Source organism: Pantoea sp. Mb-10 (assembly GCF_021272205.1).
Classification (GTDB): domain Bacteria; phylum Pseudomonadota; class Gammaproteobacteria; order Enterobacterales; family Enterobacteriaceae; genus Pantoea.
Genome location: NZ_JAJSDX010000006.1, coordinates 344,572 through 356,319, shown reverse-complemented (window position 1 = coordinate 356,319; position 11,748 = coordinate 344,572). Strand labels below are relative to the sequence as shown.

Annotated in this window: 7 protein-coding genes and 3 pseudogenes; all 10 read left to right on the top strand. The window is 60.6% G+C overall.

Going from position 1 to position 11,748, the window contains the following annotated elements; all coding sequences use genetic code 11:
* Positions 1 to 126: pseudogene (locus LU196_RS14890) on the top strand (DUF3304 domain-containing protein); the annotation flags it as partial.
* 153 nt (positions 127 to 279) lie between these two features.
* The gene (locus tag LU196_RS14885) at positions 280 to 804 is read left to right on the top strand and encodes a DUF3304 domain-containing protein (protein WP_232760113.1); all 525 of its coding nucleotides are present in this window, start codon (positions 280 to 282) and stop codon (positions 802 to 804) included.
* A 155-nt stretch (positions 805 to 959) separates the two neighbouring features.
* A complete protein-coding gene (locus LU196_RS14880) occupies positions 960 to 1,487 on the top strand; it encodes a DUF3304 domain-containing protein (RefSeq protein WP_232760112.1) in 528 nt (175 codons plus the stop codon).
* Positions 1,475 to 2,194: pseudogene (locus tag LU196_RS14875) on the top strand (DUF2235 domain-containing protein); the annotation flags it as partial. The gene LU196_RS14880 and the pseudogene LU196_RS14875, both read left to right, overlap by 13 nt.
* A gap of 137 nt (positions 2,195 to 2,331) precedes the next feature.
* Positions 2,332 to 2,859, top strand: a complete 528-nt coding sequence (gene tli1, locus LU196_RS14870; protein ID WP_232760111.1) for a T6SS immunity phospholipase A1-binding lipoprotein Tli1-KP — start codon at positions 2,332 to 2,334, stop codon at positions 2,857 to 2,859.
* Entirely contained in the window at positions 2,847 to 5,285 is a 2,439-nt protein-coding gene (locus tag LU196_RS14865; RefSeq protein ID WP_232760110.1) for a DUF2235 domain-containing protein, read from the top strand. Before tli1 ends, LU196_RS14865 begins: the two co-directional genes overlap by 13 nt.
* A 19-nt stretch (positions 5,286 to 5,304) precedes the next feature.
* Positions 5,305 to 5,562, top strand: coding sequence for a PAAR domain-containing protein (locus LU196_RS14860; protein WP_232760109.1), 258 nt, complete (start codon positions 5,305 to 5,307; stop codon positions 5,560 to 5,562).
* Positions 5,559 to 6,698, top strand: a complete 1,140-nt coding sequence (locus tag LU196_RS14855; RefSeq protein WP_232760108.1) for a hypothetical protein — start codon at positions 5,559 to 5,561, stop codon at positions 6,696 to 6,698. Before LU196_RS14860 ends, LU196_RS14855 begins: the two co-directional genes overlap by 4 nt.
* Positions 6,682 to 10,134, top strand: a pseudogene (locus LU196_RS14850) (ImcF-related family protein). The gene LU196_RS14855 and the pseudogene LU196_RS14850 overlap by 17 nt, the downstream one beginning before the upstream one ends.
* Positions 10,134 to 11,735, top strand: a complete 1,602-nt coding sequence (gene tssA / locus LU196_RS14845) for a type VI secretion system protein TssA (RefSeq protein WP_232760107.1) — start codon at positions 10,134 to 10,136, stop codon at positions 11,733 to 11,735. Before LU196_RS14850 ends, tssA begins: the two are co-directional and overlap by 1 nt.
* The last annotated feature ends 13 nt before the right edge of the window (positions 11,736 to 11,748 follow it).

Below are 11,748 nucleotides of genomic sequence, written 5' to 3'. Positions count from 1 at the left end.
ATCACCGTGCACTTTCTGCCCTGCGATGAGGTGAAGGTCACCACCAGTTGCTGGTCGCCGAGAAATGCCGGCTATCCGATAAAAGAGCCCCTCATGATGAAGGAGCCCGCAATATGTCCGAAATAAAAACCGACCTCGCCTGGGTGCCGCCGCCGTTCCCGGCGCAGGGGCATCTCCCCGTCAACGCGCTGCAGGTCGGGCAGCATTGCCCTCAGCACAAAGGCGCTGTTTAGCTAATCTTTTCCCTTTTTTAAATCCCTCTTCTACAAGGAACGTCAGATGAAACACGCATTACTTAGCCCGCTGCTGGCGGGCCTGCTGCTGTTAACAGGCTGCACCCAGCCTGCCGCGCAGGCCGGAGGCGGCGGCACTATCGACGCCATCAACCACACAAAATGGGCCATCAACCACTTCAGCGTGGATAACCAGTCGGGTATCGACATTATCGGCCCGTTTCAGGGCGGCGGCGGCGGCTGCTGCTACGGTGTGCCTGCCCGCTGGACGCCGGGCATGACGGTGCGTATCGACTGGGAGACCGGGCAAGGTTCGTCAGCAGGTTTCCCAGGATTTGCAGATGAGGATAAGTATCTTGCCTGGAAAAAAGGTATTGACGCTCAGAAACGTCAACACAGCAAAACCGTCCCGCTGCCCGACTACAACAGTCAGGACGTGTGCGGCATCACCGTGCACTTTCTGCCCTGCGATGAGGTGAAGGTCACCACCAGTTGTTACACCTACGGCAGCCCCGCCTATCCGATTAACGAGCCCGTACGGATGAAGGAGCCCGCACTATGTCCCAAATAAAAACCGACCTCGCCTGGGTGCCGCCGCCGTTCCCGGCGCAGGGACGCCTGCCGGCTTCTGCGCTGCAGGTCGGGCAGAACTGTCATCAGCACAACAGAGCTATTTAGCCTGATCTCTCCCTTCTTTTTAAATCCCTCTTCTACAAGGAACGTCAGATGAAACACATATTCCTGAGCCCGCTGCTGGCGGGCGTAATGCTGTTAACAGGCTGTACCCAGCCTGCCGCGCAGGCGGGAGGCGGGGGTGGCGGCACCATCGAGGCCATTAACCACACAAAATGGGCCATCAACCACTTCAGCGTGGATAACCGGTCGGGTATCGACATTATCGGCCCGTTCCAGGGCGGCGGCGGCTGCTGCTACAGCGTGCCCGCCCGCTGGACACCGGGCATGAGGGTGCGTATTGACTGGGAGACTGGAGTGGGATACTCCATGGACTTTCCCGGTTATCAGGACAGGCAAAAATACCTTGCCTGGGCTAAAAAAATGAGAGCCCAAAAACGTCAGCACAGCAAAACCGTCCCGCTGCCCGACTACAACGGTCAGGATGTGTGCGGCATCACCGTGCACTTTCTGCCCTGCGATGAGGTGAAGGTCACCACCAGTTGCTACACCTACGGCAGCCCTGCCTACCCCATTAAAGAGCCCGTCAGGATGAAGGAGCCCGCACTATGTCCGAAATAAAAACCGACCTCGCCTGGGTGCCGCCGCCGTTCCCGGCGCAGGGGCGCCTCCCCGTCAACGCGCTGCAGGTCGGGAAGAACGGCCATCAGCAGAACAGCGCCGAGCGGCGCTATCATCAGGAACTGTGCCTGGCGGCCGGACGACGCGTGGCGCCGCCGTGCTGCAAAACGCTGCATATCAGCCTGTTTTTCGACGGGACGGGGAATAACCTCAACAATGACCTGCTGCTGTCTGACCCGAAGCACCCGACCAATATCGCGCGCCTGTTCAGCGCCACCATCGGAGATGGCGCAGCCGGTGGCGTCGCTGATCCAGGCAGGATGCCGCTGGATGCGGCAAGCGACAGCGGCGGCAAATACTTCAAGTTTTACATTCCCGGGGTGGGCACCCCGTTCCCGGAAGTGAACGACCCGGACTATTCCACCGCGGGCATGGTAGGTGCCGCCATGGGCGAAGAACGCATTAACTGGGCGCTGCTGCGCATTATTGATGTGCTGATGCGCGTCAGTAAGGACCCGAAAAATAACAGTATAAAACTGTCCGAAGGAGCCAGCCGCAAGTCCATCGCTAAAATGGGGACCCGCTGGAGCCGCCTGTGGTCAGGGGGCAGCCACAACCGTTACGAAGAGTTCCACCGCCTGCTGAATGCGCTGGCCCCGAACCTGAAGCCGCTGATGACTCAGCCGGAGCCGGGCAGGCCAAACTTGGTGCCACCGCCGTTCCCGGCGCGGGGACGCCTGTCGGCCTCTGCGCTGCAGGTCGGACAGCATTGCCCTCAGCACAACGGCGCTGTTTAGCTAATCTTTTCCCTTTTTTAAAACCCCTCTTCTACAAGGAACGTCAGATGAAACACGTATTTCTGAGCCCGCTGCTGGCAGGTCTGCTGCTAACCGGCTGCTCGCAGCCCGCCGCGCAGGCCGGAGGCGGGGGTGGTGGAACGATTAAAGCCATCAACCACACGAAATGGGCCATCAACCACTTCAGCGTGGATAACCAGTCGGGTATCGACATTATCGGCCCGTTCCAGGGCGGCGGCGGCGGCTGCTGCTACAGCGTGCCCGCCCGCTGGACACCGGGCATGAGGGTGCGTATTGACTGGGAGACTGGAGTGGGATACTCCATGGACTTTCCCGGTTATCAGGACAGGCAAAAATACCTTGCCTGGAAAAAAGGTATTGATGCCCAAAAACGTCAGCACAGCAAAACCGTCCCGCTGCCCGACTACAACGGTCAGGATGTGTGCGGCATCACCGTGCACTTTCTGCCCTGCGATGAGGTGAAGGTCACCACCAGTTGCTGGTCGCCGAGAAATGCCGGCTATCCGATAAAAGAGCCCCTCATGATGAAGGAGCCCGCAATATGTCCGAAATAAAAACCGACCTCGCCTGGGTGCCACCGCTGTTCCCGGCGCGGGGGCGCCTCCCCGTCAACGCGCTGCAGGTCGGGCAGAGCTGCCATCAGCAGAACAGCGCCGAGCGGCGCTATCATCAGGAGCTGTGCCTGGCGGCCGGACGACGGGTGGCGCCGCCGTGCTGCAAGACGCTGCATATCAGCCTGTTTTTCGACGGGACGGGGAATAACCTCAACAATGACCTGCTGCTGTCTGACCCGAAGCACCCGACCAATATCGCGCGGTTGTTTCGCGCCACTATCGGGGCCGGTACTGCGGGCGGGGTGCCCGCTGGCGCGCAGGCCGCGCTGTTAGATGATGCCTGGGAGGGGGGAGGCAAATATTTTAAGTTCTACATGCCCGGGGTGGGCACCCCGTTTCCGGAAGTGAACGACCCGGACTATTCTACCGCGGGTATGGTGGGCGCCGCCATGGGCGAAGAGCGCATTAACTGGGCGCTGCTGCGCATTATTGATGTGCTGAAATTTACCGCGACTGAAAAATGGCTGACCACCGCGGAAAGCCGGCGGTCCCTGAGCAAAATGGGGACCCGCTGGAGCCGCCTGTGGTCAGAGGGCAGCCACAACCGTTACGAAGAGTTCCACCGCCTGCTGAATGCGCTGGCCCCGAACCTGAAGCCGCTGATGACTCAGCCGGAGCCGGGCAGGCCAAAGCTGCTGGGTATCCGGCTGTACGTGTACGGGTTTTCCCGCGGTGCCGCCGCTGCCCGGACGTTTGTGCGCTGGCTGAGCGAACTGTTGCCCCCGCCGGCGGCGGAAGGTGAAAAGCCGCCGCAGTGCCTGCAGGTGGGGGAGCTGCAGCTGCCCGTGAGCGTGGAGTTTCTCGGGCTGCTGGATACGGTGGCCTCGGTGGGGGTGGCGCACGTGGTGCCGGTCGCCTCGGGGCATATGTCCTGGGCGGACGGCACGATGGCGCTGCCGGACGATGACACTTATGGCGGGCTGATAAAGAAATGCGTGCATATGGTCTCGGGGCACGAGCAGCGCCTCTGCTTCCCGCTGGACTCGGTGCGGCGGGAGGACGGCAGGTATCCGCCCTGTGTCACCGAGGTAGTTTATCCGGGCATGCACTCGGATATCGGGGGCGGTTATCCGCGGGGGGATCAGGGCAAGGCCAGTGGCGGGGATGACAGCCTGTTGTTGTCTCAGATAGCGTTGCATGACATTTATGCTTCGGCGTTTACCACTGGAGCACCGCTCAAAGTACCTCCGGCAATCTTACCGCAAGAACTGAAACACCAGCTTTGGCGAGCCATGTCACCAGAGTTACAAGGTGAATTTGTAATAGACGATCCATTAGTCCTGCGCTTCAACGCCTGGCGCGAGCTCACCCTGAATCTCCCCACTCCCGCAGTCACCGCGCCTGAAGAGGCGTCCCGGTACGCGCCGCCGCGCGCCAGCGGCAGCCTGGAGACCGTGGTTGAAAACCAGATTGCGTGGATCACCGCCTGGCGTATCGCGCGCTACGCCGGCGGGTCGGTGCTGACAACGCCGTTCTACCGGCGCGCCACCAATACCGGAGCGCTGCCCGCCGCGCGCAGGGCGGCGGAAGAGGCGCGGAATGAACAGCAGCGGGCGGTGCTGAAAAGGCGCCAGGAGCAGGCAGCAAATCAGCCCGCAGACAGGATGGACGAGCTGGTGCTCGTTCCCGGCGTCAGGGATTACGACCCGGATATGGCGCAGACCCAGCTGTATGAGGCGGCAAAGGAGTTCGGCCGCGACTACCACGACGGCTACCGCATTCCGGAGAACCTGGCGCAGGCGGTGCTGGACACCGTGCTGCAGCCGGTGATTTTCGTGCTCAATACCGATGACGAGCCCGGGGAGTACCGGCGCATAAAGGCTGACGGCGACGCCCGGGTGGCGGTGCTGTTCCCGGCGTCCGGTGAGGACAGCAACGCCGCACAACCGGGCGGGCTGGTCAGGGCGCTGTTCGACGACCAGGTGCACGACTCGCGCGCCTGGTTCATGCACGCCGCGCTGGGCACGCGCGAGATGTGGGGCGGCTACTTCCGCTACCGGATGATGTATTTCGGCGGGCAGTGCAGCAAGTCCCTGTCACCGCTGGTGATCGCCGGCGATCTGGTCGGGTTTGCCACGCTGACCACGGGCGTCGTGCTGAGCTTCCGGCAACGGAGCCTGAGCGGAACGCTGGCCGGGCTGGCGGCGACGGGCGCCGTGCGATCGCTGCAGGTTGAAGTGCTGGACAGGATCACGCGTGAACCGCTGCCGGAACTGCCGGGCGGTGAACAGCAGCGGGCGTTTACCCGGACGCCGGGCGCGGTGGTTGCGCGGCACAAGGCGCTCGTGGCTGAACAGCGGCTGGCCCGGGCGCAGGCTGCGATCCCGGCGAGCTGGCTTGAGGATGTCATGAAGGTGACGGCATAAAAAGGAACACGGAGAGCCGATGCGTAAAGTGATTCGTAAAGGAGATAGCCTACGAGAATACGGGGGCAGGGTATTAGGCGGGCACTATCAGTGCTTCGGACAGGGATTGGCCTGTAAGGGAGACCCGGTTCGCTGTAACAAACACGGAAAAACGACCATCGCCGAAGGCAGCGCACTGACCACGGTCAATGGACAGCCTGTGGCGCTGCATGGTCATCGCTGTGCCTGCGGCTGTACGCTGGTCAGCTCGTTTCCCGACTGCGGTGTTGACCAGTGAGGCCCGTTCCAGACTATCCGGCGTACAGAACCGCACGTCCACCCGCTGCAGCCAGATGGCTCTCGGCCACGGCATTGTTGGTATTACTTGGCACCGCGGCCGGGGCGCTTTTGCCCTCCGTTGAGGAGAGAGGTGCTCTGATAGCCGCCGCTATCCTGGTGGTGGTGCTGCTGGCGGGCACGGGCTGGCTGCTGCGACTGTTGTATTACCGCGTCAGCGTGCATAACGCGGCTTTCTACTGCCAGCGCGTGGCATATGAACGGCAGCGGTGGTGGGCGCAGCATCGGCAGCCGTTCTGGTTAAAAGAAGGTCTGTTGCTGGGGCCTGCTGGGACGCGCCCCGTTGACTGGCTGCGCGTGCTTAACCGTGAACAACGTCGACCTGAGGAGAAAAAAGAGTGGGGCGGCAGTGCCCTGAGGCTGCCCCACATTTCGGCTATAGATGCCCCCGCGCGTGAAAAGCGGCTGGCGGAACTGCTGGTTAAGGAGTGGCACAAGCAGCGCAGCGAAATAAACCTCTCTCCGCCGCTGCGTTGTTACTGGCAGGGCACCGATATGGCCTGGCAAGCATTTCGTGACCAGATGGCACTCACTTTCCCGGGAATCGCGCTGCCTGCAAGGCCTGAGCCCTGGCAAGGGGAAGCCAGCCTGGCTGAGATAGCGAGCGATCTTGCCGAAGCCCAGCCGGAGGACACGATACTGATCGCCGGGTGTCAGGCGGTCGCGGCTCAGCCAACTCGCGTTCGTCCCGCCGGAGAATCCGCTGCACTGTGGCTGGCCGGACGCAATGGCCCGGTACAGCTCACGCGCGGTGAAGCGTTTCCACCAGCGCAGGGCGACACCTTGCCCACCGTATTTGCCCGAGCCCTGACACAGAGCGAAATCAAAGATCCTCCCGAGGCCTGTATCTTGTTTTTCCAGCCCGATATCAAGGCATTGGCGAATAGTGGCTGGGATGTCACGCAGCATCTGCAAGACGCTCACTGGGGAGAAACCGGCGATATGGAGGCGCTGATCGTTTTATCGCTGGCGGCACTCTACGCCGCGCACCATCAACAACCGTGTGGCTGGATTGCCCGCGACCCGATGAACCCCCTCGCAATTGGAATTGTAAAACCTGATGGACAACGTCAATAAACCTGCTGCCCTTTCTGTGGCAGCCACGGCAACGGTATGCCTTGCTGTGACCACTTTACTGATACTGCTGGGCGGAGTGGCATGGTGGCTCTGGGCGACCGAGCGTTCAACGGAATGGGAAACGCTGCGCCCGCTTATTTTCTCTGGCTTTATCGTATGGGGAATTGCACTCAGCCTGTTGGTGCTGGGGTTTATGGCCTTACGATTACTGATTAATGATAAGGTTAGCCCGTCGGTATCCCGCAAGCGTAAACCCGCAAAAGTGACCGCGCACGATGTTGCTCATGAACGGCTGAAGACCCACCTTCGATCGCGCTATCGCTTCTTTTGGCGCCGCAAAGTCCGCCTGTTGCTGATTACCGGAGACGAAGCGGCAATCGCACAGCTGGTACCCGGTCTGCAACAGCGACAGTGGTTAGAAGGCAAGGGTACCGTGCTGATTTACGGCGGCAGTCTGCACGCTGAACCCGAAAATGAAAAGTACGACACGCTGCGTAAACTGCGCCGCAGACGGCCACTGGACGGTATTGTGCGCGTCATACCCCAGACGCTTAACCTCACACCCCAGATCAGCGATAACGATTTACGCGGGCTGGAAAAAATCAGTGAGCTGCTGCGCTACGCCGCGCCGGTCTGGCTGTGGCAGCTGTGCGACAGCAATTGGTCGCAGGAGACGCGCACAGAACAAACGGTAGGAGCCCGTTTTCCGCTGCGCGCGCAAGCCGATGATATTACCCGCCAGCTTGAACAGATGCTGCCAGCACTGCGGGAACAGGGCCTGAACCAGGTCTCGAAGAACAACAGCCATGATTTCCTGCTGCGCTTGGGTCAGCACCTCAAAAACGGCGGCATCGCCATCTGGACTCAGCAACTGGTGCCCTGGCTAACGGCCTCCCAGTAGCGCATTCCGCTGCGTGGCCTGATGTTCAGCCTGCCGGAGACGAAACCCGCCGTCATTGCAGCCGCAGACGACGGTGAAGCCCCTGCTGGCGCGGAAAAATATGTCCATGAATCAGAACGCCATGCGCTCACGCTGCCGGTGACCTGGCAGGGCATCGTTGATGACTGTATCCGCGTGCACGGCCGCCGAGTGGGTAGGCCGTGGGAGCAAGCGCTTTGCTGGATGCTGATGATCGTCCTCGGTGTCTTCGGCGCGGGGATGCTGCTGTCGTTTGCGGTCAACCGCCTGCAGATTGTCTCTATTGCGCAGCAGGCTCATGCCGTGGTGGCGCAGCCTGACGTCTCGGATGACTCGCTGATGGCTCTGCACAGGCTGCGTAATGACGCTGGCCGCCTGCAGCAGCGCGTTCAGGACGGTGCGCCTTGGTACCAGCGCTTCGGTCTTGACCATAACAAGCAACTACTTGACGCGATGCTGCCCTGGTACGGACTGGCAAACAACCGCGTGATACGCAATCCGGCGCATGCCGCTTTGACGCAAAAGCTCAGCGCGCTGGTGGGCTCTGCGCCCGGCAGCGACCAGCGGGCACAGCTGGCAGAGTCAGGCTATGCTCAGCTAAAAGCCTGGTTGATGATGGCCCGCCCGGAAAAAGTCGACGCTAATTTCTACGCGAAGACCCTCAAAACCGTGCAGCCAACGCGGATGGGAGTGTCAACCAGCCTGTGGCAGAGCCTGGCACCGGATTTGTGGGCCTTCTACATTACCCAACTGCCCACGCAGCCGCAGTGGAAACTTACTCCGGACGCTCAATTGGTTAGCCAGAGCCGTCAGGTGTTATTACAGCAGATGGGTCACCGCAATGCGGAAAGCACGCTCTATGAAAACATGCTCAACACCGTACGCCGTCATTTTGCCAACGTCACGCTGGAAGAGATGACCAGCGGCACCCCTGTGCGCCGACTCTTCACAACGGAGAAGGTGGTGCCAGGCATATTCACCCGTCAAGCGTGGGAAGGGGGCGTTCAGCAGGCTATCGAAGAAGCTGCCCGGTCACGCCGGGATGAAATTGACTGGGTGCTGAGTGATTCCCTCAAGACAGTATCGGCGAGCCTGTCGCCGGAGGCACTGAAAGCACGCCTGACGCAACGTTACTTCACCGACTTTGCCGACAGTTGGCTGAGCTTCCTCAATGCTCTGCGACTTAATCCGACAAACAACATTGCTGACGTTACCGACCAGTTAACGCTGATGAGTGATGTACGCCAGTCGCCGCTCATTGCGCTGATGAATACCCTCGTCTGGCAGGGGCAGACTGGCCAGCAAAATGAACGTCTTTCTGATGCCCTTATCAAATCGGCGAAAAGCCTCGTAGGCGGGAAAGAGACGCCCGCGATTGTTCCGTCGGCGTCAGATTCGCGCGGGCCGCTGGATGAAACTTTCGGACCGCTGCTTCACCTTTTGGGCAAAAACAACGGCAGCAGCGTCATATCGGGTGACAACTCCCTGAGCCTGCAAACGTATCTGACCCGCATCACCCGGGTGCGTCTGCGCCTGCAACAGGTGGCCAGCGCCGCTGACCCACAGGCGATGATGCAGGCGCTGGCACAGACCGTGTTCCGGGGCAGAAGCGTGGATCTGACCGACACCCAGCAATACGGCAGCCTTATTTCGGCAAGCCTGGGCGAAGAGTGGAGCGAATTTGGCAGCACGCTGTTTGTGCAGCCGCTGACTCAAGCGTGGAAGGCCGTGCTTCAACCTTCAGCGGCGAGTCTCAATGACAAATGGAGCCGCTCGATTGTCACGAACTGGCATACGGCATTTGACGGACGTTTCCCGTTTGCCGCCAGCAAAAGTGATGCCTCTTTGCCGATGCTGGCTGAATTTGTGCGCAGGGACAGCGGACGCATAGCGCGCTTCCTGACGACAGAGCTCAACGGTGTGTTGCACAACGAGGGCAGTGAGTGGGTACCGGATAAGGTTAATAGCCAAGGGCTCAGCGTTAATCCTGACTTTCTGCGGGCAATTAACCAGCTGAGCCAGCTGTCGGACATCCTGTTTACCGATGGCAGCCAAGGCATCAGCTTCGAACTGCAGGCGCTGCCTGTGCCTCAGGTGGTGGAAACCCAACTGACCATTGATGGACAAAAGCTGCACTACTTCAACCAGCTGGCTAGTTGGCAAAGCTTTCGTTGGCCGGGAGAGACCTGGAAGCCAGGTACGATGCTGACCTGGACTACGGTCGATGCCGGTGCGCGCCTGTTCGGCGACTACAGCGGAACGTGGGGATTTATACGCTGGCTGCATCAGGGTAAGCGTCAGCAGCTTGACCGCAGCCAATGGATGATGAGCTTTACCGCGCCACACGGGCAAACCCTGCAGTGGATGCTGCGCGCCCAACTTGGAAAAGGTCCTCTGGCGCTGCTGGATCTGCGCGGCTTCACGCTGCCGGATCAGATATTCAACCTCGACACCGCCGCCAGTGCGCAGGCGCTGTTGGCCAACATCGAAAACAGTGACTGGGAGGGCGTCGAATAATGCGCACGCTGCAGAATCTGATTGCCGCCTGCCAGGCGGATAAAACGCAACTGCGACAGCAAGCGCAAGAATGCACGCAAAACGGGCACGCCTGGCTTGCGCCGATCGGCGATATCCATCCGACCGGAGAAGATCCGGGCTATGACGATGAGTTTCAGCGTATCCGGGAAGAGGTCAATAAACTCTCCGGCATCGATACCGGGCTGATTTGCACGCTTGCTGAAAAACTGCTGACGACCACCGCCAAGGATATTCGCATTGCGACGTATTACTGCTGGGCCCGTCTGCATCGGGACGGAGAAACCGGCTTTGCCGAAGGGCTGGCGCTGTTGGCGGGATTGCTGCAGCGCTATGGCCTGCAGCTTCACCCGCAGCGTGCCCGCAGCCGCAAGGCCGCGCTGGAGTGGCTCGCCGGCAGTCGCGTCCTGGAGAGTCTGTCACTGTACCCGGACGTGGTGCATGAGGTTGCCCAGCGAACCGTCGGGGCTTTGGTGCTTATCAGCGACAGTCTGGAGACAGAGCCGGAAGCGTCACGACCCGAACTCGATACGCTTTACAGCGCGCTTGAGGTCCGCCTGATAAAAAGCCGGCACCCGGATGCAAGGGTTCCGCAGAGCGCCAGCCGGCAGACGCACGCGCCGTCTTCCTCTCATCCCGTTGCGTCTGATACGCCGGTGCTCAGCCGCATCACCTCCGCTCAGGATTTACTGACCCAGGCTCGCACCCTGACGGAGTATCTGCGTGCACAATCCGAGGGCTGGTTTGCGGCGCATCGGCTCATGAAAAGTTTGCGCCATGACACGCTAAAGGCGATTCCGGCACCCAATGCTCACGGGAAAACACGCATCGAACCGCCGCGGGCTGATCAGCGGGCCATGCTTAAGCGCCTGTATCTGCAGCAGAGCTGGCTGGAAATATTGGAGCAAGCAGACAGCACCTTCTCGCGAGGTGCCAATCACCTCTGGCTGGATTTGCAGTGGTATATCCACCAAGCGCTGATGAAGTCAGGGCAGGATGTGTTGGCTGATCTCATTGCTGCCGACTTGAAAGGGCTACTACGTCGCCTCCCCGGACTTGAAACGCTGGCCTTTAATGACGGAACGCCCTTTGCCGATGAGGTCACGCTGCACTGGATAAATCAGAACGTGCTGGACGATCTGTCCGGCTGGCGGGACAAAGCGGTCAATGCCGTCAGCGCGAGTGACAATGATATTTTGGCGCTTGAGCAGGAGGCGCTGGAGAAAGCGGACACTGACGGTCTGGATGCCACGTTTCAGTGGCTGCAGACACACCCTGGCTCCTGCGGCACAAAAGCGCGATGGCTGCTGCGTCTGCTGATGGCTCGCGTCGCCGACCACAAGGGCAGGCATGAGCTGGCGCTGCACCTGCTGGGGGAACTCGACGCGGCTGCGCAGTCCATCACCCTCACGCAGTGGACGCCAGCGCTGTTGTTTGAAGTGAAATCGCGGCGCCTCAGACTGCTGCGTATCAAAGCCGCTCGCAGCGAAACCGAGAGATTGCGGCTTCAGCCGCAGATGGCGTTGCTGCTGTCTGATCTGATTGCGCTCGATCCGGCCAGCAGTGCGCTGCTTTGCGGATAAAAACGGCTGACAC

What these genes read in the sequence shown, in the direction of transcription:
- tssA (WP_232760107.1), top strand. Translation starts at nt 10,134, where the DNA reads ATGCGCACGCTGCAGAATCTGATTGCCGCCTGCCAGGCGGATAAAACG.
- LU196_RS14880 (WP_232760112.1), top strand. Translation starts at nt 960, where the DNA reads ATGAAACACATATTCCTGAGCCCGCTGCTGGCGGGCGTAATGCTGTTA.
- tli1 (WP_232760111.1), top strand. Translation starts at nt 2,332, where the DNA reads ATGAAACACGTATTTCTGAGCCCGCTGCTGGCAGGTCTGCTGCTAACC.
- LU196_RS14885 (WP_232760113.1), top strand. Translation starts at nt 280, where the DNA reads ATGAAACACGCATTACTTAGCCCGCTGCTGGCGGGCCTGCTGCTGTTA.
- LU196_RS14865 (WP_232760110.1), top strand. Translation starts at nt 2,847, where the DNA reads ATGTCCGAAATAAAAACCGACCTCGCCTGGGTGCCACCGCTGTTCCCG.
- LU196_RS14860 (WP_232760109.1), top strand. Translation starts at nt 5,305, where the DNA reads ATGCGTAAAGTGATTCGTAAAGGAGATAGCCTACGAGAATACGGGGGC.